Source organism: uncultured Rhodococcus sp., assembly GCF_963525155.1.
In the GTDB taxonomy this organism is placed as follows: domain Bacteria; phylum Actinomycetota; class Actinomycetes; order Mycobacteriales; family Mycobacteriaceae; genus Rhodococcus_F; species Rhodococcus_F qingshengii.
Genome location: NZ_CAURKP010000037.1, coordinates 11,785 through 37,439 on the forward strand (window position 1 = coordinate 11,785; position 25,655 = coordinate 37,439).

Sequence of the window (25,655 nt, forward strand, 5' to 3'; positions counted from 1 at the left end):
TTGTCGGAGAACAGGGACTTTCTTCACCGCGGGGGAAGGTCGCTGCGACGTGTCAGCTCAGGCCGAAGAGCGCGCCGATGATGGTCCGAGCAGCCTCGAAGAGCGCGTCGACGGACGGAACACCGATTTCAGAGCTGATGGAAAAAAGGGAACCCAACATACGATCCTCCGGAGATAGTTTCTGAATGGCTTACTGCCACAAGGGAAATGCTACCGATTCCACTTGCGGAACTGAAGCAAGGGGACCACGGGAGTGACAATTCCGGACCAAAGTCCCGGCCCGTTAGATCTACTGCACCCCAGTATGATTGCGATCCTTCGAATCCGAATCGACACCTTCGAGATAGCCGACGAGAACTTGGGCGACCTCCGCCAACACCTCAGTGCTCGACATTTCCGAGTGGGAGCAGTCGACCAGGTACGCCCGCAACGGCCCCACCAGTTCGGACCACCTTTCGACCAGGTGACGATGTTCAGGCAGATCATGCTGCGCCACAAACAGTTCCACTGACCCGAAATAGTGCCGCGGCGTGTGGTCCCGAACGATTCGCGACAGTTTTTCCACCCGACCCACTACGGATTCGAGTACCGTGTCGGAAAGGAAATCCATACCGGTCTGCCTTCGGATCTCTGTCGCAACGTCTGTGAAAGTCAGTGCTGCAGTTTCAGTTTCAACCTCGGATAGCCCGATCTGCGCGAACAGTTCGGAAGGTTTCGGAGCCGCTTGTACCGATGGCATCATCTCCGGTAACAGCGCGTCGAGCATGACAACCGAACCGACTAGATCGCCGGCCTCTTCGAGCTGGCTCGCCATCTCGAGCGCGATCGTTCCGCCGGCAGACCAACCCAGTAGATGGTATTCACCCGACGGCTGCACCGTCCGTACGGCATCGACGTACCCCGACGCCAACTCCGCCACCGTGCCTGGCAATTCACCTGCTCCCGTTGCCTGGATGCCGTACACCCGTCGACCCCGCAGCTGACCGACGAGTCCGGCGTAGCACCAGGCGATTCCGCTGACCGGATGCACACAGAACAACGGCGGCCGTTGGTCATCGGGGTCGCCTCCGAGCATGACGACCGTGTCCAGCGGATCCGAACGAAGCGAATCACCCTCGAAGACATCGGCATGAACGAGATCCATCCGAGAGGCAAGCTCCGCCACAGTTCGGTCGGTGAAAATCCATTGAACCGGGAATTCCCTGTTCAGGCTCTCACGCAAGCGCGTAGCCACTCGAACTGCACCCATCGATGTCCCGCCGAGCTCGAAGAAGTCGTCGTAGCGGCCGACCGATTTCGCGCCTGTCACGCCCTCGAATGCCTGTGCCACGTGACGTTCGGTATCCGAGATGGGTCGATCCACACTCGACCCTGGCTGCGGTGAAGGAGCAGGAAGTGCCGCTGCGTCTATCTTCCCCGAAGCGAGCAACGGTACCTCGCCCACTATCGTCACCGACGAAGGCAGCAGGTGCTTCGGCAGCAGGCCGGAGACGAACCCGCGAAGCTCCGATTCCGTCGCCGAACCGTTTTCCGCCAGCGTTACGTACGACCGGAGTTCAGCGGCTCCGTGCCCGTCGTCACAGACAACGGTTACCGAGAAGGCCACTGCTCCATGGCTTGACAGGGCCGCGTCGACCTCCGCCGGTTCCACGCGGACACCCCGCACCTTCACCTGCGCGTCGTTGCGACCCAGGTACTCGAGCGCTCGGTCGTGACGCCTACGACGCACGAGGTCACCCGTGCGATACATCCGAGTCCCCACCGCATGAGGATTGGCAACAAAGCGCTCGGACGTCAGAGCCGGGGAAGCGACGTACCCCCGTGCCACATTCTCACCGGCGAGGAACAGTTCTCCCGCAACGCCATCCGGAACCGGTCGGAGCCTCTGATCGAGAACAAATGCTGTCGTACCAGGGACTGGAGTGCCGACAGTGACGTCCGCGTCAGTGATCCGTGCGGAAATCGATGCCGCGATCGTTGATTCGGTCGGTCCGTATCCGTTGACGATGCGATGTCGGGGTGACCACGCCGACGCAAGGCGCGTAGAGAGCGGCTCCCCCATCGATTCGACGATCAACGGTTGCACTGCATCCGGATCGACTGTCGCCAGGACCGTCGGCGTCACGATCAGATGTGTTACGTCGGCGGCTATCAGCAGATTCGTGAGTTCTTCTCCCCCGTAGACGAAGTCGGGAGTCAGGATCAGCGTTCCACACCCTGCAGCCGCGAGAAGGATCTCGATCACCGACGCGTCGAAGGTCGACGACGCCAATTGCAGGACTCGGGGGCCACGCTCGAGCTCGGCGATCTCGGCGTGGGCGGTGCAGACGTTCATGCTTCCGCGGTGTGAAACCACCACGCCCTTGGGTCTTCCCGTGGAACCCGACGTGTAGATGACGTAGGCGAGGTTGTCGGGGTGAGCCGGCGTTGCCAATACCTCGGCAGCGCCACCAGCAGTGCGGGATTCGTCCATCGCCACCCACTCGACGCACTCGGGCAAACTCTCGGATGCACCTCCCGCTGTCAAACCGACAACCGAACCGCAATCCTCGACCATCGTCTGCCGGCGCGCTGTCGGCAGCGCCGGATCGAGCGACAGCCACGCTGCGCCTGCACGCGCTACTGCCCACAACGCAACGATCCACAGATGCCCGCGCCCGAGCGCAACGGCCACCACGTCGTCGGGTCCGATTCCTCGGACCACCAACTCGCGTGTCCAGTGCGACGACTCCTCGTACAGGTCGCGGTAAGTCCAGCGTCTGCCGTTCTCTTCCAGCGCTACGCCGTCGGGCGCCTGACGCAGAGCGCGTTCGAAAATGTCGGCAATCGTCAGAGGTTCGACGTGGCGAGGATTCGCAGCAGTCAGCGCCGAGCGTTCGAGTCCGGACAGCAGTTCGATCTCCCCGATCACAATCTCGGGTTCCACGGTCACTGATTCGGCGATACGTCTCACCCGCTGCATGAGCAGTTCCGCGGTCGACTCGCGGAACTTGTCCGTCGCATACAGCAATCGAATAGTCAGACTGTCACCGGTGTCGACCAGGTCCCACGTCAAGTCGTAACCGGTCGACGCCCCTGCATTGTCGATGTCGAAGACGGTAATGCCGTCGATCTGCGGCAACTCCAGCGCTCGCCGGTACGCCAGCATGACCGTGAACAGCGGATGCTCGTTCATCCTGCGCGGCGGATCGACCTTCGCAACGACGTCGTCGAACGAGACGTCCGCGTTCGCCATTGCTTCCAGATCGACACGGCGAACCTCGTCCAGAACAGCAGCGAAGCGATCGGTGGAGTTGATCCTCGTGCGCAATGCGACAGTACCCACCATCATTCCGGCGACGCTCAGCAGCGCCGGATCGTTCCGCAGACTCACAGCTGCTCCCACCACGACGTCGTCCGTGACGCACTCGCGAGCGAGCAGCACGGCAATCACGCTGTGGACGACCATGAATACCGTGACGCCATGCGAACGAGCCAACGCCGACAACGCGTCGTAGGTGGCGCCGTCGAGGACTTCCGTCACCATCTCCTCGGATCGTGAAGACACGGGACTCCGGGGGTTGTCGACGGGTAGAGCCAACACATCCTCGACGCCACAAAGTGCGTCCGACCAGTAGTCGAGTTGCCGGTGAGCCATGCTGAGAGAATCCTCGGGGTCACCCAAGCTCTCTCTCGCCCAGAAACTGTAGTCGCCGTAGCTGATCTCCCCCGACGAGCGATCCCAGGGAAGACCTGCCGACCTGGCCTGGAAGGCTGCCACGAAATCGGTCAGGATCGGGCCCATCGACGCTCCGTCGATCGCGATGTGGTGAACAACGATGACCAGGACCGTCAGTCCTGCAGAGTCGACTCCTGCCTTTTCGGTGATCACACGCACACGGAACGGAACATCTCGTTCGAGATCGAACGGCACAGTCGCGAACGCCGAAGCGTTCGCACGGATATCGCCGACGTATTCCGCAGTGAGATCGAATGCAACAGAGTCCATTTCAAGTTGTTCCGGACCGAATTCACCCGGAACACAGACAGTTCGCAATACGGCATGGTGATCGACGACGTCGCCGAGCGCGCTGCTCAAGACCGAACGATCGATGTCGTCTGCCAGGACCGCTGCAAACGTCAGGTTGTACGCAGTCGATTCCGGCTGAAGCTGATTGATCAGCCAGAGTCGTTGTTGCGAGGGCGCCAGCGGGGCCGGCTTGCCGGGATCACGTCGAGTCAGTTCGCGGCGTTTGCCATCGGACGCGCTCGCCGACAGCCACTGAGACATCGCTCGCGGCGACGGATTGTCGAAGACGGCGCGAACAGGCACATCTCGCGCGAAGATCGAGGCGAGTCGACCTGCCACCGCTGCCGCGGCCAACGAATCACCACCTGATTCGAACAGGTTGTGCAGAGCGCCGAAACTTCCGGACACGTGTTCCGACATGACAGCGGTGACGAGTTCCTCCGAAACCGTCACTGCTGCATCGGGCGCCTGGCTCTCGAACACATGGCGCCGCAACGCATCTGCGTCCAGTTTTCCGTTCGTCGTGAGCGGGATCGACTCCAATACGACCACGCGGCCGGGCATCAGATACGCAGGCAACATCGCGGCCAACTCGATTGTCAGCTGATCCGCCTCCACACCATCGCCGACCGCACATGCAACCGCAATGTCGTCGACGAGGACAACCGCCGCAGCCTCGACGCCCGTGCACCGACGCAGAGCTGATTCGATTTCGGCGGGCTCGACGCGGATTCCTCGCACGCTCATCTGACGGTCGGAGCGTCCGACGAATCCGAGAGTGTCATCCGTGCGGCGATGAACCAGATCACCGGTCCGATAACGGCGGTGCCCACCGGGTGCTGCGATGAACGACGTGGCGGTGCCGGCACGATCTCCGGCATAGCCCATCGCAAGCCCGGGCCCGCTGACGTACAACTCACCGATCCCGGCCCACGGCACCGGACGCAGTCGCGTATCGAGCACCTCTGCACCGATTCCGGCGAGCGGGACTCCGATGGTGACCCGATGATCCACCTCGGCGACAGTGGTGACCACCGTGCATTCCGTCGGTCCGTACGCATTGAGCATTCGCGCGCGGCGACTCCACGCACGCGCGGTGGAAGGTGAGAGCACATCGCCACCGACTGCCACCACCTCGAGCGAATCGAACCGCTCCGGAGCCATCGTGTCGAGTACGGCTGGAGTGGACAACATGTGAGTGACGCCGCGTTCTGCGACGAATTCTTCGAGTGCCCTTCCGCCGAAAGCCTCCCGAGGAGCGACCGCCAAGGTAGCCCCGGCGCCGATCGCCAACATCATCTCGAGGATTGCTGCATCGAACGTCGGTTTGTAACCGTGCAGCACAACCGAGTCCGAAGTCACGCCGTACTTGCGGACAGCATCGTCGGTCAGCAGGCCCAGTCCTCGGTGGGTGACTGCAACGCCTTTCGGTTCACCGGTCGACCCGGACGTGTGAACAACGTACGCGACTGAATCCGGATACTGCCGACCGGGAACAGGGCTGCGATCGGAGAGGACTGTGCGCAGCTGCTTCAGACGTGCCGGCGGCAGGTCGGGGTCGATCGGTACGAATGCCGCGCCCGTTTTCGAGATCGCCAACATTCGGACCAGGTACGCGATAGTCCGTACCGCCGGAATCTCGTACACGGCACCCGGTCCTGCTCCCCGAGCCACCAGTTCCCAGGCTTGGGCATCCGAGGCAGAGTCGAGTTCGGCATACGTCACCGTGCGGTGTCCGTCGTCGAGAGCAATGTTGTTCGGGAATCGCGCCGCGGTGGCGGCGAAGATCTCGGTCAGCGTGCGGGACGAATCGACCTCGGCAGCAGTCCAACTGGGCGCCGCGCCCACCGCGAGATCCGAAACGAGTACTGGCACATCCTCGGCAATCGAGGTGAGCACCCTCGACAGCTGTCGGGTAACCGCGTCGGCGCTCGAAGGATCGAATGCGCTCGCGGCATAGATGAGCGCTCCGGTCAATGAACCGTCGACAGCGGGTGCGAGCGAGACATGCATGGGGAACTTCGTTGTCGCGGTCTCGATTTCGCGAGCCTCGATCGTGAGACCGGAAACCTCCACGGCAGGGATCGCGAAGTTCTGCAGACCCAGCGCAATCTGGGGAGTTCGTCCACCGAGCAGCTCACCAACCAATTCGGCAGGAACAGAGCTGTTTTCGAACGCTGCCACATCAGCATCGAAAGCTGCACCCAACAGAAGATCGATCGGCACGTCCCCGTCGATCCGAAGGCGAAGAGGCACCGTATCCACGAACATGCCGACCACGCCGTCGAGCTGAGGCGCCCGCCGTCCGTCGACAGCTGTGGCGATCACAACATCGGGATTTCCACTCAGCTTGGCAAGCACCACCGACAACGCCGCATGAACTACCGCGAACAGCGAGACCTTCAATCGGTCGGCTCGCGCCTGCAGTGCCGAGGTGATGACGGCTGGTATCACGAAGTTCACTCGCTGCGCCACGGTATCCGGCCCGCCATCGGAGTGATCCACCGTCAGCGGAGACACAGATGTCACACCGTCCAGCGTTCGGCGCCAGAACTGCTCGACGCCAGGGGAAACGTCACGTGCTGCCTCCCACGCGGCAAAATCCCCGTACTGGATCGGCAACGGAGACCATTGCGAATCCAGTCCAGCTCGTCGCTTGCCGTACGCGGTCAGCAGGTCGCCGACCACCGTTCGCATCGACACCCCGTCGACTGCGATGTGATGAAAGCTCACTGCCAGAACGTGCCTGACCGGTGACACCTGGAGCAGCATCCAGCGCACCGGCAGGTCTGCCGCTACATCGAAACCGCGCGAGCCGAACTCTCGCAGCAGCACCTCGACCTCGATGTCGGCGACCCGCCGCGTTTCCATTGTCACGGAGGTCGGAGGATCCACGACCTGAACCGGTGGAGTGCCCGGATACCGGGTTCTGAGGACGTCATGACGACCGACAAGATCCGTTGCTGCCTGACGCAGCGCGGCCGCGTCGAGTTCACCGTCGATCTCGATGCAGATCGGCAGGTTGTACGCGCCGCTCGCTGTGTTCCGCTGATTCAGTACCCACATCGCACGCTGGTTTCGTGACAGGGGTGCGGGCGTGGGATCGCGGCGCGGTTCCAGTCGGACAAGATCGGTCACCGAGTCGTTCTGCTCGAGCGAATCGAGCCGGGCTGCCAACGCCGCAACTGTTGGATGCTCGAATACGGTCCTGAGCGGAACAACCAGCCCCAGAGAACTACTCAAGAGCGAGGTAACCTCCGCGGCCGACAGCGAGTTGCCCCCGAGCGAGAAGAAGTCTGCGTCGCGGTCGTCCTCATTCCCACCGAGGACGGAACCAAAAGCTCCGGCTACAAGACGTTCGGTGGCGGTGGCCGGTCCCTCGGCACGGGAAGCATCCAGTGTCGGCGACGGGAGACGGGCGAAGTCGACCTTGCCGTTCCGCATCGGAAGCTCGCCCTCGATGTCGACGATGACATGCGGAACCATGTACGTCGGAAGGACTTCTGAGACGGCAGCGCGAAGTTGACCAGTGTCAACTCTTTCGGCACCTGAACTTCTCACGTAGGCGACCAACAGAGGACTTCCACCTTCGGCCGACCGAACCCCGACGACACAGAAGTCGACGTTCGCGACAGACTGAATGACTGCCTCGATCTCACCCGGTTCGATCCGGACACCGTTGACCTTCACCTGCACGTCGGTTCGCCCGAGATAATGCAGGCGATACGTATTCCCCTCGGATTTGGGGCTTTCCGGCTTCCACATCACCAGGTCGCCCGTCCGGTACATCCGGGCGCCTGAACCGGTTGCCACGAATCGTTCCGCAGTTCGGGCCGGTTGGCCGGCGTAACCGCGAGCGAGCATTCGACCGGAGAGATACAGTTCGCCGGCGACTCCCGGCGGCACCGGTTCGAGTCGATCATCGAGCACGACGGCGTCGACCCCGGCCAGTGGATACCCGATCGATCCGTCGTGAGTGTCAGCCGACAGTTGTTCGATCGACAGTGGTTCGGTAGCAAGCGAATACATCGTCGACTCGGCAGGTCCGTATCCGTTGATGACTCGGCGTCCGGCTTGCCAGCGCTTCGCCAACGCGCCGCCGAGTCGCTCGCCCCCGAACATCACCGTGGAAAGGTCCGGCAGCGAAGGATCGCCGATCGAGGCGACGACAGTAGGTGTGGCGCACAGATGAGTAATTCGCTCGCGCCTCAGTGCTGATGCGAGTCCCGAGCCGAACAGTTCTTCGTTCTTCGCCAGAACGAGCGTGGCCCCGGACGCACTCGCGATGAGCACCTCGAGCAACGTCATGTCGAATCCTGGCGCTCCGCGATGGAATACGCGAGAACCTGGCCCAGCCGAGAATCGACCGGGCAGGTCTTCGGCGATCACACCGAGCCCGCCGTTGGTCACGACCACAGCCTTGGGGGTTCCGGTCGTTCCTGACGTGAAAACTACGTAGGCCGCCAGGTTCTCGGAATACTCGCGCACCGAGTCGGTGACTTTCTCACCACCAGCGTCTTCACCACCAGCGTTGCGGCCGCCGATCGCTCCGGTGCCCAGTGTTTCGAGGACATCGCGTACTCGCGCCTGCGGCTGTTCCGGGTCCGTCAATGCCGGAGCTGCACCGACCTTCGCGATTGCCCACAGTTGCACGATCGACGCAATCGACCGATCTGCAGTCCAAGCAGCGACCTGGTCGGCTCTTACTCCCCGGGAGCGCAACTCGTCGGCTGCGACATCCGACTGGGCATCGAGTTCCCGGTAAGTCAGTGTGTTGCCCTCACCCTCGACCGCCACAGCGTCCGGGGCGGATTCGACGCCGAAGCGCAGCATGGAGGCAAGTGTCGTACCGGAAAGTCGAGATCGATCAGGCCGGTCGACCGCGCCGTGTGCGGGGACGAGAAGAGCTCGTTCCGCACTGTCCAACAGGTCGATTTTCCCTACGGGGCCATTCGGGTCGACCGACACTTGATTCAGGAAGCGCTCGAACCGGCCCGCAAAGCTCGATACCGTCAGATCATCGAATAGATCAGCGTTGTAGACGAATTCGAGACCGAGTCCGCCCCCGACCCCCTCGTCCGTGACGTTGACCTGCAGATCGAAATTTGCGTGCCTGACTTCAGGAGCAATCTGTGTGATGTCCAGCCCTGGTATCGACCACGCGGCGGTCTCAGCAGTTCGGAACGAGAGCGCTACCTGGAACAACGGATGTCGCGAACGCGATCGCGATGGGTCGATCAGATCGACCAGCGATTCGAAGGGCATCTCTGCGTGCGCGAACGCCGCTACGTCACGCTGACGAACCTGCTCGACCAACCGGCCGAACGAGTTCGACGGATCGACTTCGGTTCGAAGAACAATCGTGCCGGCAAACATGCCGACCAGCTCGTCGAGTTCAGGTGTGACGCGTCCGGACACAACAGTGCCGACAGCTACGTCATTGCTACCGTTGTACCTCGCCAACAGCGCCGCGAGAGCGGCGTGTACAACCATGAACATGGTCGCGTTGTTCGATCGTGCGAGTGTCTGAAGGCCCGTTCGTACCGAACGTGAGATCTCCACCCGACAGCTCGACGCACGGGCGGACGTCGAACGTGGACGATCGAGGGGAAGCGTCACCTGCTCGGGAAGTCCTTCGAGAGCCTGCATCCAGTAGCTGCGTACCGTCTCGGGAATCCCCGATTCCCTTTGCCATGCACTGTAATCGGAGTATTCGAGCGCGAGCGGCGACCACTGCGGAGCGTGCTGCGCCGAGCGGGCGATGTACGCCGCAGTGAAGTCGCGGACCAACAATTCGAGTGATCGAGCGTCGGCGGCAATGTGATGGACGACGACAGCCAGGATGTGCTCGACAGGTGAAACCTGGAGAAGTGCCGCACGTACGGGCGGATCAACGGTGACATCGAAGCCCGAACCCACCAGTTCTGCTACACAATTCTCGGCGTCGCCGCCGTCGAGTGCCTCGAGCTGAAAGGCCGGAAGCGCATCCTCGGCGTCGAGCACCGTCTGAACCGGGCCGCCGCCGACAACCGGGTACACGGTCCGCAGAGTGCGATGGCGATTGATCACGTCACGAATTGCCAGTTCGGCCGCAACCACGTCCAGCTCGCCTGCCAAGCGCAGCACGATCGGGATGTTGTATCCGGCGGAGTCTGTATCCAACTGATTCAGAATCCACATTCGATGCTGGGAAGCTGACAGGTGCACTTCCGTGTTGTCCGAACGAGGCACCAAGGACACGTCAGACGCGTGCTCCGCGCCGGTTCGCCCTACGCCTATCCGCGCAGCAGCGATGTCGGCGAGCTGATCGACGGATGGGTGCTCGAACACATCGCGGACGTCGAGGTTACAGCCCAGGGCGGAGTTCAGACGCGACGAAAGACGAGTGGCGATCAGGGAATTGGCGCCTTGATCGAAGAGGTTCCGGACCGGATCGACATGCGGAACTTCCATCAAATCGCTCAGAATGGCTGCGACTGTCTGCTCGAAGAAGTCTCGCGACTGCCGAGTCGGCTGCGTGAGAGACACCGGGGTCGGCAACGATGCTCGGTCGATTTTGCCGTTGATCGTGACCGGTAATGACGCGAGGGCCATCAAAGCCGACGGAACCATGTGCGCGGGCAGCAACGAACGAGCAGTCCGCAAGACGCCGTCGAGGTCGTGTCCGCTCTCCGGGGTGATGTAGCCGACCAAAGTCGGCCCGCTGTCGAGTTCTCTCACCACTACCGCGGCCTGCTCCACCGACGTGTGAGCCAACAGCGCGGATTCGACCTCGCCCGGTTCGATGCGGTAACCGCGCAGTGCCATCTGACCGTCGGCGCGGCGAACATATTCGAGTCGGCCGGCTCGCCAACGGACCAGATCGCCGCTGCGGTACATCCGTGATCCATCGAATCCAGGTTCAGGCACGAATCGCGAAGACGTCATCGCGGGTCGACCCAAGTAGCCTTCGGCCACCTGCGGACCCGCAACATACAGTTCGCCGACAGATCCCGGAGGGACGAGCTTCAACGACGCGTCCAGTACGTAGCTGCGCAACCCTGGTAGTGGGGACCCGATCGGCGAGACAGTCTCGTCACCGGGGACAAGATCGAAACTGGTTACATGGACTGTGGTTTCGGTGATTCCGAACATGTTGACGCCCCGCACGTCCGGGTGCCGATCGAACCAAGCCTCCACGCGCCCGGCGTCGAGGCGATCACCGCCGAAAACAATCGTCCGGAGCGGAAGCAGCATTTCCTGCGTGACTTCCGCCAACGCATAGAAGGCGGCCGGGGTCTGATTGAGAACAGTCACTCGTTCCCGCACAATCAGATCCGCGAATCTTTCGGGTGAGCGTGCGACATCACCGTCCACGATCACGAGGGATCCGCCAGTGGTCAACGAACCCCACATCTCCCAGACCGAGAAGTCGAATGCGTACGAATGAAACATCGTCCACACATCTTCGGCGTTGAAGTCGAAGATCTCTCGGGTCGAGGCGAGCAGCGCCAACACGTTGTCCTGAGACACCACTACGCCTTTGGGAGCTCCGGTTGATCCGGAAGTGTAGATCACGTAGGCGGCGGACTCCGACTGTGCAACGGGCCAGTCGGCCGTAGCGTCAGTCGTCTCGTCCACGAAGATGACAGGTTGCTCGTACCCAACGAACCGCCCAGCTGATTCGTCCGTCGACAGAATCGCTTTCGGGCCTGCATCGGCAAGTACGTAGTGGATACGAGCGTCGGGATACTGCAAGTCGATCGGGACGTACGTCGCGCCCGCGCGAACGACAGCGATGATGGCTACGACGAGGTCGACCGATCGAGGCAGGGCGACCGCCACGCGATCACCGACTCGAATTCCTCGATCGATCAAGACAGCGGCAAGGCCCTCCGAACGAACTCGCACCTCTTCATAGGTGAAACGAGTATCGCCACTCGACACCGCGATTGCATTCGGATGCCGGGCTGCGACGGCACCGAAGAGGTCAGGCAGCGACTGCGCGACAATCGACGGCGCCGGCACCCGAGCCGACAATTCTTCGCGTTCCGCAACACTGAGAACATCGATGTCACGCAGCATGATTGACGAGTTCTCGGTAATCGAATCACACACTCGACGAAGCCGCTCGACCCAGCTCTGCACGGTGCCTGCATCGAACAAATCGTCGGCATATCGGAATGTACCGAGAATACCGCTCGCGTCGCCGTCAATCGTACGATCCTCGCGCACCGTCACTTCGAGGTCGAAGCGAGGGTGCACGGGGGGTAGCGGAGTGCCGTGCGCCGTCAGAGTTCCCATCGCGATCTCGGAGTCGGGCGCTACCGGATCGACAGCGAGAACAACTCGGAGGAAAGAATTCTTCTCGCCTACGGCCCTACCGACCGCACGGTCGACCACCCAGTCGAACGGGACGTCGGCATTGGACAGGGCCGCCACATCAACCTCGCGCACCCGAGTCAAGAACTCACCGAACGTGTCTCCGCCGCGAAGGAGCGTTCGCAGCGCGACGGTCCCGACGAACATACCGACGACACCGTCGAACGAAGGATGCGTTCGTCCGGAGGTCGGGGTCCCGATGACCACATCGGACGCACCGGTGATCTTGCTCAGTGCGATCGCAAGGCAAGCGTGCAACACCATGAAGGTTGTGCAGTCGTGCGCGCGAGCGATCTCGTTCAGCGCCGCATGGATAGGTGAGGGCAACTCGAACGTCACGTCCCGAGCCGACGACGGTTGGTCCGGCCGGCGGGATCTGTCCACGGGAAGCGCAAGAGTCGGATCAACACCGGCGAGTGTGTCGGACCAGAATTCCAGCTGTCGCCCTGCCAAGCTCTGTGGATCCGCGGGATCACCGAGAATGGTTCTGTGCCAAGCGGAATAGTCGCGGTAGTCGAGAGCGGGCGAAGGCCAGATCGGCGAACTCCCAGCGGCGCGAGCGTCGTACGCCGCGATGAGGTCCGAGACGATCGTCGCGAACGAAAGGCCGTCCAGGGCGATGTGATGGGCAACCACGGTCATGCGGTGGTCGGCGTCGCTGCCGGAGGCGAGGATCAAGCGAAGAGGCGTATCGGTCGCCAGGTCGAAACCCGCCGCAACCAAATCCGCTGACGCAGCCTCGTAATCCTCGGACGCAACCTCGATCAGAGTCACCGGAGTCGCGGTCGCAACCTGGATCGGCCACGCGTCGTGATTCTGGTCGAACGAGAAAACAGTACGCAAGACGAGATGGCGATCGGTCAGGTCACCTACCGCCACCCTCATCGCCTCGATATCCAGAGCACCACTGAACGCGACCTCGAACGCAATGTTGTACGCCGACGACTGGGGATCCAGACGGTTCAGTAACCACAGGCGTTGTTGCGCCGGTGCAATTTCCACGACGAGGTCGTCCGAAATGCGCTGGGGTTCCACCATCCACTCCGCCCGCCCCGCACGGATCACCCGGGCCAGGCGCGCCGGCGTCGGGGCACCGAACACGTCCCTGACACCAACCCGTCTTCCGAGGGCGGAACTCACTCGCGCGGCGACATACACGGCGTCGAGTGAACTACCGCCCCAGGCGAACAAGTCGGAGTGCGGTCCGAGAACTCCGACGCCGAGGACCTCGGCCATCACCGAGGCAATCAATTCCTCGTCGTACCCGATCGGGTGGTTGACCGCCGCGCGCTGCTCGGCCGGCGCGGACGACGCCGGTTCGGGGAGCGCTGAACGGTCAGTCTTTCCATGGCTCGTGACGGGCAATGCTGCCAAAATAGTCACCGAACTCGGCAACATGGAACGAGGAAGTCGGGAAGCCAGATGATCGAGCACCATCGTCTGGCTCAACGGATGAGCTGCACCTTCGGCCACGGTCACATACGCCGCAAGCGACCCTGATCGCTCGACCACCGCTGCTTGCGCAACGCCGGGAGTCGACAGGAGCACAGCCTCGATCTCGCCCAGTTCGACGCGTACTCCACGGATCTTCACTTGTTGGTCAGAGCGGCCCAAGAACTCGAGTTGACCGGCAGCGTTCCATCGCACCATGTCCCCGGTGCGGTACATACGCTCACCAACGCCGGCAGCACCGAAGGGCGCAGCGACAAAACGCTCCGCGGTGAGCGTCGGAGAAAGGTACCCTCGCGCCAGTCCGTGTCCCATCACGTACAGCTCCCCCGCGGCGCCGACCGGAGTGGGCAGCAACGACGAATCCAACACCACAGCGGAAACGCCGTCGAGCGGGCGCCCGATCGGAGTATCACCACCAGGCTCGAGCGGCGCGCTCCTGAATGCCGCGCCGGTTGCTTCACTGGGCCCGTACGAATTCACGATGTCGACGTGACTCGACCACGCATCCACTAGCGCTCCCGGCGGTCGCTCGCCGCCGACGTTCAGGACTCGAAGTTCTGGCAAAGCCCGAGGATCCATCGTCAACGGAACCGATGGCGTCGAGTTCAGGTGCGTGACACCTTCGAGCCGCAAATAGTCATCGAGGTCCACTCCGCCGATCAATCCGGGAGGAACGATCACTGCGGTCGCGCCGCAGCCGTGTGCAAGCAGAATCTCGAGGATCGCCACGTCGAACGATGTGTTTGCAAGGAGCGCGACGCGGGAGGAACTATCGATGTTCAGACGCCGTGCGTGAGAACGCAGCAACGGCACAATGCCTCGGTGCGTGACCGCGACACCCTTCGGTCGCCCGGTAGAACCAGAGGTGTAGACCACGTAGGCGGTGTCGTCCAGAGACAGGTCGGCGATAGATGAACCCGCCCCCACGCGTCGATCCACCGGTCCTTCGACGGTCTCGTCGCCACTGGGATCAACGACGCACACCCAAGCCGGCACGTCCACGAGTTCGCCACCGACCACAACGGACACGTCGGCGTCGTCGAGAATGAAAGCGACACGCTCGGAGGGTGTTTGAGGATCCACGAAAAGAAGGACAGCACCAGCCCGCACTACCGCGTGGAATGCAACTACGGAATCGGTCGAGCGCTCGGTGAGGATCCCGACGACGTCGCCTCGTCCGACTCCGTTCTCCACGAGCAAGGCGCAGAGTGCACCCGCGCGAGCGCCGAGCTGGTCGTAAGTGACGTCCACACCTTGCTCGCGGATCGCGACAGCACTCCCCTGCCCTGCGCCGCCTCTGATGACCGAATCGAGCGTCGCGAATCCGTCCGTCCGCGGACCCAGCGCGGGGACCAGATCCTTCACTTCATCCGTCGAGAGGATGCGGAGGTCACCGAGCGCACGGGTAGCCGAGTCGAGGAACCCTTCGAGTAGCCGAACGAACTGACGATGATGCATCGCCAGGTCACGTTCGCTGTAGAGGTGCGGATTGGCTTCGAAGGACAGGCGAACGTTCTCCCCCGCGATCGACGGATAGATGCTGAAGAACAGGTCTTCGGTGGGTCCGGATGTGAGGACGTGAAATTCGCCGACGACGTCACCGAGCCGAATCGCTTCGTGAAACATCATGACGTTCACGGCCGGGCCCGCCGCCTCACGGGATCCGCCCTGCCCCTCCTGGAAGCCCATGTCCTCGTAACGGAATCGCTGGTGGCGTAGTGCACCGGTCATCTGAACCGAGATCTGACGCACCAGTTCTCGTGGCGACAGATCCCGTTCGAGTCGCGCACGAACAGGCACGATGTTGGACAGCATCCCACCTGAACGTCTCGACGTCGCCGTGGTGCGGCCGGACACCGGCAAGCTGAGGACTACGTCATCGGAATCCGTCATGCGACCGAGATAGGACGCGAATGCACCGACGAGGACCGCCACCTCGGAGGTAGTCCACTCGGTCGCGACATCCGAAAGTTGTTTTGCAAGAGTTGGATTCAGTGTCCGAACCATCATGCGCTGCGGCATGGACGTCAGCCCGGCGCCGTCGGCGAGGCGAACCGGGCGGGGCAGGCCTTCGGACATCTCCGTCCAGTACTGCTCGTCCGATCGATACCGCGACGAGGATCGGTAGTCGACGTCGAGGTCATGCAGTGCACGTACCCCGAGACCACCGAAAGGAGTCAGCGTCTTGCCATGAACCAGATGCGAATAGCGCTCGGCCACCCGAGCGGTGAGTGTCATCGCCGCATGTCCGTCGAGCACGAGGTGATGGGCGTGCGAGTACCAGTAGTAGTGCTCATCTGCCAGGTGAAGCAAGGTTGCCGAGATCAGGCGGTCAGACATCACGTCAAGTGGCCGTGAGTATTCCGCTGTCATCCACTCGTTCGCGCGCTGAACCGGGTCGCGGTCGCTGCGTAAGTCGAGGTATGCGAGATCGTCGACGATCGAATGATCGACGACCTGTGCCGGCTCGGCATCGGTAGCGACGAGGCGAACGAACGGCGACTCCAATTCATGACATGCCGTATTCGTTGCCTCGATCAGCGCGTCGACGTCAACCGGTCCGCGTAGTTCCACGTACTGAGCCACCACGAACGGAGTTGACGGACTCAATTGCTGCGCGAACCACAGCGCGAGCTGAGCCCGAGACAACGGAAAAGCACTCAACCCGTCACCTCACATTTCACCAGCCTTGTAATTCACGAACGTTCGGTGGCTGATCACGTGAATCCATGGGAGCGAACACCACGAACGGCCGAACCGAACCCTACTGTCTCGTCTAAGTTTTCACCACTGGGCCAACACTGCTAGACATGTCGACGCAGCTTTCACGCACTCAAACGTCAGGAGCTTCAGCGGATGAACAACGACACGGTGGGACCAAAGTCCGACGACGATTCCGGGGCTGAACCGAGCGGCTCCAACACCATCCCACCGAGGGGCCCGGAGCGCGAAACCAAGGGGGCGGCCGCTTTTCTCCGAAGCCGTAGAACAGCAGTCGCGATCACCGCAACGACGCTGGTAGTGGGCGGTTTCGTGGCATGGCTCGGGTACACGGCATACGAGGCGAAAGACAACCTGGAGGCGGCTCGCGACCACGCACAGTCGGCGAAGAGCGCTCTCCTGGCCGGAGATACGGGAGTCGCAGAGTCTGCCGCGGCGGAAGCCGATCGCGAAGCATCGGCCGCATACGACAACACCCATTCACTCCCCTGGAACATCACCGCCGCAATTCCCGTCATCGGGTCGCCGTTCGAGTCGACGCGCCAGATGACCGAGGTCGTTCAGGGGCTTACGCGTGACGTTCTCGGCCCTGCCGTGACTACCGGAACTTCACTCGCACCAACGGAATTGGTGCAGCCCGGTGGGCGCTTGGCACTCGCACCGTTACGCGAAGCGGAACCGAAACTGGCCGAAACAGCTATCGCCGCGGAATTGCTGTCGTCGCAGGCACAGGAAGTTCCCGAATCGAAGTACCTGGGCCGAGTTAACGATGCCAGAGCAGAATTACAGTCGCAGACAAGCGAACTGGCTACCCTCCTGACGAACACCGCCACCGCGGCGCGCATCGCACCGGCAATGCTCGGCACCGACGGACCGCGCAACTACTTCATCGGTTTCCAGACCAATGCGGAAGCGCGAGGAACCGGCGGCCTGTTGGGTGGATACGGCATCGTCCGAGTCGACGACGGCGCCGCTCGGGTGGACACACTCTCCCCCAACTCCGAACTAACACTGGACAATCAACCGATAGACCTTGGTCCTGACTTCAACCAGCTGTACGGAAACAGTCGACCGACCACCGATTTTCGCAACAGCAACCTCAGCTCGCACTTTCCCTACGCAGCGCAGATCTGGCAGTCCCTGTGGTCACAGGAGTCCGGGGGTGAGCTGGTCGACGGCGCGATAGCGACCGATCCGATAGCACTGAGTTACCTCCTCGCGGCGGTGGGACCAGTAGAGATGCCGGACGGAGAGTCGGTAACGGCCGACAACGTCGTTGAGTTGACCGAGTCGACCGCGTACGCACGCTTTCCCTCCGACAACAAGGCACGAAAGCAGTATCTGCAGACAATCGCGGCCCGTGTCGTGGCGAAGATGACCGGGAACATCAAGTCGCCGAGCGCATTACTGGAGGCTCTGGGCAGAGGTGTCAGCGAGGGCAGAATCGCAGTGTGGAGCTCTCACCCCGACGAACAATCGGTTCTTGCCGACACCGTCCTCGCGCACACCATTCCCGATGATGCCGCTCCGTACGCCGGTGTGGTGATCAACAACCAAGCCGGCAACAAGCTCGACTACTACCTCACACGAGAAATCGACTACACAGCCCAGACGTGCACCGGCGACACCCGAAAGACAACGGTCACCGTTCGACTGACCAACAACGCGCCCGACGCCGACCTGACCGAATATGTCAGCGGGATCGTCGACAACCCCGGACGACTGCCCAATGGCACCAATGTGGCTGCAGTCACTCTGCTTGCGACAGCCGGCGCCAAACTCGATGCCGTCTCCGTGGGTGGACAGATTTCGTTTGCCGTCAACGGAACCGAACAGGGTCACCCGGCCTACATGACCAGGGCCGTCATTCCGCGAGGCCAGACGGTTGAGCTGAAGTTCGATCTGACCGAGCCCACAGCCGAGGGCGAAGCTCGCGTACCGGTCCAGCCGCTTGTCGACGACCCGAAGATTACCGTCGACGTTCCTAGCTGCTGAGCTTGACCGGCAAACGTCGACGAGGCCCCTGGCATGTCGCCGTTTGTCGGGCTCGTGAACTTTCAGCAGATTTGAAACTTTGGCGAAGGCTAGCCTATGCTTCCTGACGCGCCTGGAACCGGCCGTCGGCTGCGATCCGTCGGAGTCTCACTCCTCGGCGCATCGACAACGGAAGGTTCCCCATGCGATACGCCCGTGTGCGCTCACTTCGCCGAACTGTGGCGCTGAGTGGATTGGTCATTGCCGCCCTGGTAATCGGCGGATGCAGTAACAACGACACCGCAACCGAATCGAGCAGTAGCGACTTCGAAACCGTCACCATCGAAGGTGCGCTCGGAAACGCCGTCATCACCGAAAAGCCCGAGCGGATCGTGACCCTCGGCATGGGGTCGGCGGAGACCGTGATCGCGCTAGGCACAATCCCGGTCGGCGTCGAAAAGTACGCATGGGGCAGCGACGACACCGGATATCTGCCGTGGGTCCACGAAGCGGTCACGAAGCAAGGTGGCGAACTGCCAGAGCAGTTCACCGGCGGAACCGATCTCAACATCGAGGCGATCATCGCTCTCGAACCCGACCTGATCCTCGCCCCGTGGTCCGGCATCACACAGCAGCAGTTCGACTCACTCAACGCGTTCGCGCCGACCGTCGCCTACGCCGAGAGCCCGTGGACCATCACGTGGGAAGACCAGATCAACGTAATCGGCAAAGCCATGGGCGAATCCGAGAAGGCGACAGCCGAAATCGACAAGATCAAGTCGCAGTTCGCGGAATCGACTGCAGCACATCCGAACTACGCCGACGTCAGCTTCTCCTTCATCTACAACACGGGCCCAGGAACCCTCGGCGTCTTTTTCGCCGAAGAGCAGCGTGTGGCCATGGTCCGCGCACTTGGCCTGCAGGTGGATCCCGTCGTCTACACCTTGACGGAATCTGAAGGAACAGACTCCGCCGTCATCGGCCTCGAGAACGCAAACCTCCTCGACAAGTCCGACCTGCTCTTCACCTTCTACTCGGACCCGGCCAATCGGGCCGAGATCGAAGCGCAGCCCGCTTACCAGGCCATCCCCGCTGTGGCTCGGGGAACTGTCATCGCTCCGACCGAGCAGCCCTTCGTCACCGGTTCCTCGATGATCAACCCGCTGACCGTGCCCTGGTCGCTCGAGCGCTACGTGCCGATGATCGACGAGGCAATCGCGAAGCTGAACAAGTGATGTAGATCAGCATCGTGCGATCGAGAAACCCGCGTCCTATTCGGACGCGGGTTTCTTGCCGTCGCGTTCGGCTTTGAATCGCATCCACTCGCTACTCAGCATGCGGTTGTCGATGATCCACCCCATGTAGTCACGCATGTTGAGCACACGAATGTACGCGGGGCCGTTGGGGTTTGCGTACTGCAGGGCCTCGGTCGCAAGCTTGCGTTGATTCTCGAGATACACGTGCTCTGTTTCGAGGAATCCGCCCCACACGTCAGAATCCATGACGTAGTAGTGAGTCCGATCCCGAGGCTTGCGCGTGAGCTTGACGAACCCCCGGTCGATCAACCGACGAATGTAGGTGGACACCGATCCGCGACTTGCTCCGAGTGCCTGCGCCAACTCTTCGGCGCTGACCCCTGGCGACTCGCTGATCAACAGATAGCCCGCAATACGTCCTTCGATGCGGGCCCCACCGCCGGACTGCCAGTACACGGAGAACTGATCGATGAACCAGGTGGAGAAATCGTCACCGCGAGCAGGGCTGGCATCGCCCATTCGTTGAGCCTCCGACGTCTCTGGGTACGAACAATTCGCCACTATTGTGCCAGCACCACCGTCACCGAGCCGAAATCACCAGCCCTGGAGTGGTTGCGATGAACTCGAGCTGTTCGATTGTCAAAGGCGACGCCGATGTGGAGCCAGCCGATGTCACGAACTGGGTCACCACTACTGTTTCGCCGGAGGGGTGAACAACCCGGACCGTGTCATCGCCCGAGCCATCGGGATCGACCAGGCGAGTCACGGTGGTGGAGCCTGGCAACGTCAGTGTGTCACCCGGTTCCGGCACAGCGGTACCAACTGATATTTCGACATCACTGCTGCCGTCCGCTGTCGAGGCGACGATCCGCTCGCACACTCCTCCCTGTCCGTAATCATCTGGAACCAACGAACCGAGCGGGCGCTCCAAAGTGACGCCTGCCGCGCCGAGATCCTTCCAACGTGCATCGAGCAACTGATTCAGTCGGTCGATATCCATGCGCGACGCAGGTGGACCGGCATTCACAGAATCGGTGTAGCAGGATGCCATCGGCGGCGGCGTCGAGTCTGGAACCGGCGCAGTCACCGCAAGCCCCGGCGCGGTCGCTAACGCGATCAGTTCGTCCATCGTCAAGAGCGGGGAAGCATCCGACGAAGTTCCGGTCGACGTGTCGACGCTGGCAACAACCCGGGATCCATCACTGAGATACGCGACGACACCGCGCTCGCCCCCGACATCCGAAGCGACTTCGTCCTCGAAATCCGCAATGTCCAGCACTGTTCCGTTTTCGAGATGCTCCCGCCGATCCACCAGACCCTCCAAGCACGGCGGCACCGGCTGATCCCATGCACGCACCTGAACCGAGATATCCGCAGTCCGCCCGACGCGAGTCAAGGTTCCCTTCGCCGACGTCGAACCGCTGAACTCGATCGGGTCGACCCCGTCAGGAAACGAAGCCCCCCGGTAATTCTGGATCGGCGCAAACTCGAGCGATTGCGACGGACTCGCAAATACAACCTCCACATCGGAAGGCAACGATTCGAGTAGTGCATCGCTCATGGCGGTGGCCTTCGGACCCGAGAACCACGGATAGTCCGGGTCGTCATAACCGGACTCACCGGCAAAACCGTAGTTGAATCGCACGGGCGGACCCGGCGATTCCACAGACTCGCAGCCGGGAATCGACGTGCCCGTGTCCTCGTTCGTCACCGCCGCGACAACAGTTCCCAATGCGACGATCGAGACGATCACCAACCCGTCGCGCCAGGTCCATTGCTCGCGGCGACGGTTCGACTCGTGTGCGGTGCGCCCAGACATTTCTCGATCATTGCCTACGGCAACAACTACGTCACTATCCGACATACCCAGTGAGGTCGTAAACCGTGGAAATTCCCACGGTCGTCGATGCGAAATTGGCTTCGACCCATTCCTGGATGACACTCGACGTGCTGTCCCCGCTTTGGCCCTCTCTCTGGCTTCCGCCCTGGCCACCGGCAATGTAGTAGTGAACTTTTCCGTCTGCCACGTACTGGATGAATTGATCCAATGTCGGTGCGGGATCGGAACTCCAACCGCCGATCGCCATCACCGCGGTATTGCTGGCCAACTCGTAGGTTGCTGCGCTTTGCGAGCCGTTGGTCGCGGCCGACCACGTGGTGCCCGCATTGACCAGCATTGCCGTCAACTCGGAAGTACTTTCGCTGCCGCTACTCAGTTCTTGCCCGTTCGACGCCGGATTTACAGTCGCGTCAGAAGAATTCGGCGGAGCGTCACCGTTTTGCAGCTCTGGGCCCCCACCCATACCTCCTCCCCCGCCCATTCCCGAGTCGGACACGGCGCCGGTTGGTCCGGCCGTCGGGATGGATCCGCCGTGCGCTGTTGCGGCAGTGGCAATCGCGTAAGACGCAGAACCGGTTATCCCTGCCAACGATCCAAGAATCAATCCAGCGACAGCGAGCTTGCGGAATCGATCCTTGGCTCCCACGAGAACCAGGATCGCGCCGACGACAGTGCCCGCCAACAGAATCCACTTCAGCATCGGCAGCCAGTCGGCATTGCGGTGCAACAACACCCAACTCCAGATTCCTGCGGCCAGCATCGTCGCAGCCAAGCCGCAACGTCCGATCCAACGGGCACGGACCAACCACAGAGCGTATCCACCTGTCCCGATCATCCCCGCGACGGCGGGCGCAAGCGCAACTGTGTAGTAGGGGTGGATCGTGCCGGACATGTAGCTGAAGATCAGGCCGGTAACGAGAAACCAACCACCCCACAGGATCAACGACGCACGGACAAGATCTGTGCGCGGTGCGCGCCCACAGGCGAGTAAGCCGAACACCAGCGCAATCAAAGCCGCAGGAATAAGCCAGGAAATCTGGATACCCATCTCGCTGCCGAACAGCCGTTCGAGTCCGGTACTTCCCCCGAAGCTGGAACCTGCACTGCCACCGGCCATTCCGCCACCGCCACCGGTGCTCCCGAAAAGTCGACCCAATCCGTTGTATCCCACTACCAAGTCCATGACGCTGTTGTTGGTCGATCCGCCGATGTACGGGCGAGAATCAGCGGGCCACAGCCACACTGCCAACACCCACCACCCAGCCGATATGACAACGGACGCAGCACCGATCACCAGATGGACCAGGCGAGTCCGCAAGCGCACCTGTCCGGCGATCAAATACGCGGCACCAAATGCAGGCAACACCATCAGCCCTTGCAGCATCTTGGAGAGAAAGGCAAACCCCAGCGCTACTCCTGCGAGCGCCACCCACATAGCGGCTCGACGACCTATCGCCGTGCACATGGCGCGAATAGCGAAGTAGCCGGCGAGAGTCATGAGCAGAACCAACAGTGCATCAGGATTGTCGAACTTGAACATCAGGGCGGCAGCGGGCGTAGCTGCCAAAACAGCTCCCGCCACCAAACCCGCAGCGGGCGACGCCACTCGTTTGACGGCCGCGTATACGAGCGCAACTGATCCGATGCCCATCAATGCCTGCGGAACTAGAAGGCTGGCACTCGAAAATCCGAAGATTCGCCCGGACACACCCATGACCCACAATGAAGCGGGCGGTTTGTCGACCGTGATGAAATTCGAGGTATCGAGGGACCCGAAGAACCACGCTTTCCAATTCTGGGAGCCGGCCTGCGCCGCTGCAGCGTAGAAGGTGTTGGCGTAGCCACTCGCGGTCAGATTCCACAAATACAGGACTGCCGTTGCTGCCAACAGGATCGTCAGCGCCAATCCTGTACTGCGCGTGCGGAACCACGACGGCGAGGGCTCCGCGCGATGGGCAGTTGGTGCCGGCCGCTGACGCGGGGCCGGATGCAGAACGGCGGTCATCAGGAAATCCCTTCACGAGTTACTGTCCTGCCAACGATCGCGTCTCCAACCCTGGCGGCACTGGGAGCCAGCTGGAAAGTTGCTGTGAATGGCTCAGGTCAGGGAGCGCTCGAACAGCACGACGCTGAACCAACCGGTGTCGGCATCGTCTCCGAAGTCACGACGCCCTACCTCGGTAAAACCGGCGTCCAAGTAGTAGCGGCGCAACCGCACGTTGGTTTCTACACAATCGAGCCGCAGGTACTGCGCGTTCTCCTGCGCGGACCGTCGATGGGCCCAGACGAGTAAGCGTTCGCCCATCGAGGTTCCCGAGAATTCTCGATCGATGACCAATCCGTGCACGTAACCAGCACGCTCGTTCGAATCGGGCCAGACCACAGGGTCCGACCAGATCAACCGCAGGGCGCCGACAATCCTCGACTGCTCCCGGTCTCGCGCAACAAAGAACTCCCCTCTCGAAATCTGCTGCTCGACCTGCTCGACAGACACTTCACGCGGGCGCCACTGGATGATTCCGCGTTCTGCCAACCAGTCTTCTGCCGCGTGCCGCAGCGCCAGAATCTCCGGCCCATCGGTCTCGACCGCTTGCACAACGTCCACAACCACCTCCCCCAAATCTGCAGCCGTTCAAAACAACACGCCCTCCAGGCCCCAACCCGGGTGTATCTACGAGTTGAAGCCTATCGGCGTGAAGTTATGTGTCTGAACGGGTGTCACCACTCAGTCAGGTTTTGAATGTGGTGTTGGCCGGTCGCGGGTGCTGCCCGGGGTCGATCGAGGGCGGCGGAATGAACCAGGGTTTGTTGTCGACTCCTATTCGGATTTCCCATTTCCCGACGAACCCGGATTTGCGGTGCATCAGCCGATGATGTGAACGGCACAGCAGGACCAGGTTGTTCATCACCGTCGGGCCACCGTTCGCCCAGTGCCGGATATGGTGCGCATCCGTCCACGCCGGCACACATGTGCAACCCGGGAACGCGCAGCCCCTGTCTCGGGCAATCAACGCCACTCGCTGTTCGGCGTTGACCAACCTTTTCCCGGGTTTCGCATCGAGCGGCGCCCCGTGACCGTCGAGCAGCACCGTGGACAGGAAACAATCGCACCCGAGGAGCCTGGTCTGCGACACCGACAGCGGTCCGAGCCAGGGCATGTGCCCGACATCGAGATCCGACAGAGACTCTTCACCATCAGCAGCGGAGGGTGTTGCGGCGCAGTCCCGATGCTCAGCCAGATCCCGAGCGTTGATGTGCACGTTCACGTGCGGACGCTGACCACCGTCCGTGCCCGTCTTGGCGCAGTCCAAATACCGGCGGATCAGTTCGGTGAACCCGTCCGCCGTCCGCTTCGCCGCCGACCGGGCATCGGGCGTTCCATCCGGTGCCGGGGTCGGCATCGTCAGATTCGACAACGCCGACAACAACATTTCACCGGTCAGGGCGTCGAAATCCCCACGCACCACCACCCGACCATTGAGCGTCGACGCGATCCGCAACTCATTGAGATCCACATCCTCGGCGGGCGGAATCTCATCCGATTCGAACAACCGCTCCAAAGTCGCGATCACATTCCGCACCTTCGTCGTCGTCGCCTCCACACCCGACGCAGCAGCGAGCAACAAATCGATGCACTTCGGTAGCGCCTCCTCCGGCATCCCCTTCGGTGGTGACTCACAGAACGCCACGATCAACACAGCATGATCGAACGAGCAATCCCCGCCATCGAACCGAGCAGCCACCGCCGGAAACGGCCGCAAAGCCGCACCCAACGCGGCGATCTTCTTCCCGTCCCGAACCTGCAGCATCGTGTTCGCCGCCAACCACGCACCCACTCCGCGGCTCGCGATCACCTGATCATCGGAACGGAACGACAACTCGTCGACCACGGCCACTCGAACGGCTTCCAGGCGCAGAATCTCCGCACTCGCCTCGACAGCAGCAGCGCGCAACTCGGCAGCAGTCAACTGCCACAGGCGTCCGCGCAACCCCACCGCAGAACCAGACACCACATCCGACAACAAGACGCTCATTGAATCCC

At 61.9% G+C, this 25,655-nt stretch carries 8 protein-coding genes; 2 read left to right on the forward strand and 6 right to left on the reverse strand.

Annotated features, from left to right (window positions below; all coding sequences use genetic code 11):
- Nucleotides 1–289: 289 nt before the first annotated feature.
- A complete protein-coding gene (locus RWT78_RS10790) occupies nt 290–16,486 on the reverse strand; it encodes a non-ribosomal peptide synthetase (RefSeq protein ID WP_314675572.1) in 16,197 nt (5,398 codons plus the stop codon).
- 192 nt (nt 16,487–16,678) lie between these two features.
- On the opposite strand from RWT78_RS10790, the gene RWT78_RS10795 reads away from it, so the two are divergent.
- Both RWT78_RS10795 and RWT78_RS10800 read left to right on the forward strand, forming a co-directional pair.
- A complete protein-coding gene (locus tag RWT78_RS10795) occupies nt 16,679–18,538 on the forward strand; it encodes a DUF4012 domain-containing protein (protein ID WP_314675573.1) in 1,860 nt (619 codons plus the stop codon).
- 182 nt (nt 18,539–18,720) lie between these two features.
- Nucleotides 18,721–19,752 (forward strand): ABC transporter substrate-binding protein, encoded by a 1,032-nt coding sequence (locus RWT78_RS10800; RefSeq protein ID WP_054831930.1) that lies wholly within the window; start codon nt 18,721–18,723, stop codon nt 19,750–19,752.
- Nucleotides 19,753–19,788: 36 nt separating this feature from the next.
- On the opposite strand, the gene RWT78_RS10805 is transcribed toward RWT78_RS10800, so the two are convergent.
- The 5 genes from RWT78_RS10805 to RWT78_RS10825 form a co-directional block, all read right to left on the reverse strand.
- Nucleotides 19,789–20,292, reverse strand: coding sequence for a GbsR/MarR family transcriptional regulator (locus RWT78_RS10805; RefSeq protein ID WP_003942377.1), 504 nt, complete (start codon nt 20,290–20,292; stop codon nt 19,789–19,791).
- A gap of 61 nt (nt 20,293–20,353) precedes the next feature.
- Entirely contained in the window at nt 20,354–21,592 is a 1,239-nt protein-coding gene (locus RWT78_RS10810; RefSeq protein ID WP_314675574.1) for a hypothetical protein, read from the reverse strand.
- Between the two features lie 34 nt (nt 21,593–21,626).
- Complete coding sequence (locus RWT78_RS10815; RefSeq protein ID WP_314675575.1) at nt 21,627–23,618, reverse strand: glycosyltransferase family 39 protein; 1,992 nt, start codon at nt 23,616–23,618, stop codon at nt 21,627–21,629.
- A 93-nt stretch (nt 23,619–23,711) separates the two neighbouring features.
- Entirely contained in the window at nt 23,712–24,218 is a 507-nt protein-coding gene (locus RWT78_RS10820; protein ID WP_228401044.1) for a GNAT family N-acetyltransferase, read from the reverse strand.
- A gap of 124 nt (nt 24,219–24,342) precedes the next feature.
- Complete coding sequence (locus tag RWT78_RS10825) at nt 24,343–25,647, reverse strand: DUF222 domain-containing protein (protein ID WP_314675576.1); 1,305 nt, start codon at nt 25,645–25,647, stop codon at nt 24,343–24,345.
- Nucleotides 25,648–25,655: the final 8 nt, after the last annotated feature.

Bases quoted from the DNA above. Each gene is read 5' to 3' on its own strand.
- RWT78_RS10795 (WP_314675573.1), top strand. From the start codon at position 16,679: ATGAACAACGACACGGTGGGACCAAAGTCCGACGACGATTCCGGGGCT.
- RWT78_RS10800 (WP_054831930.1), top strand. From the start codon at position 18,721: ATGCGATACGCCCGTGTGCGCTCACTTCGCCGAACTGTGGCGCTGAGT.
- RWT78_RS10805 (WP_003942377.1), bottom strand. From the start codon at position 20,292: ATGGGCGATGCCAGCCCTGCTCGCGGTGACGATTTCTCCACCTGGTTC.
- RWT78_RS10810 (WP_314675574.1), bottom strand. From the start codon at position 21,592: ATGTCTGGGCGCACCGCACACGAGTCGAACCGTCGCCGCGAGCAATGG.
- RWT78_RS10815 (WP_314675575.1), bottom strand. From the start codon at position 23,618: ATGACCGCCGTTCTGCATCCGGCCCCGCGTCAGCGGCCGGCACCAACT.
- RWT78_RS10825 (WP_314675576.1), bottom strand. From the start codon at position 25,647: ATGAGCGTCTTGTTGTCGGATGTGGTGTCTGGTTCTGCGGTGGGGTTG.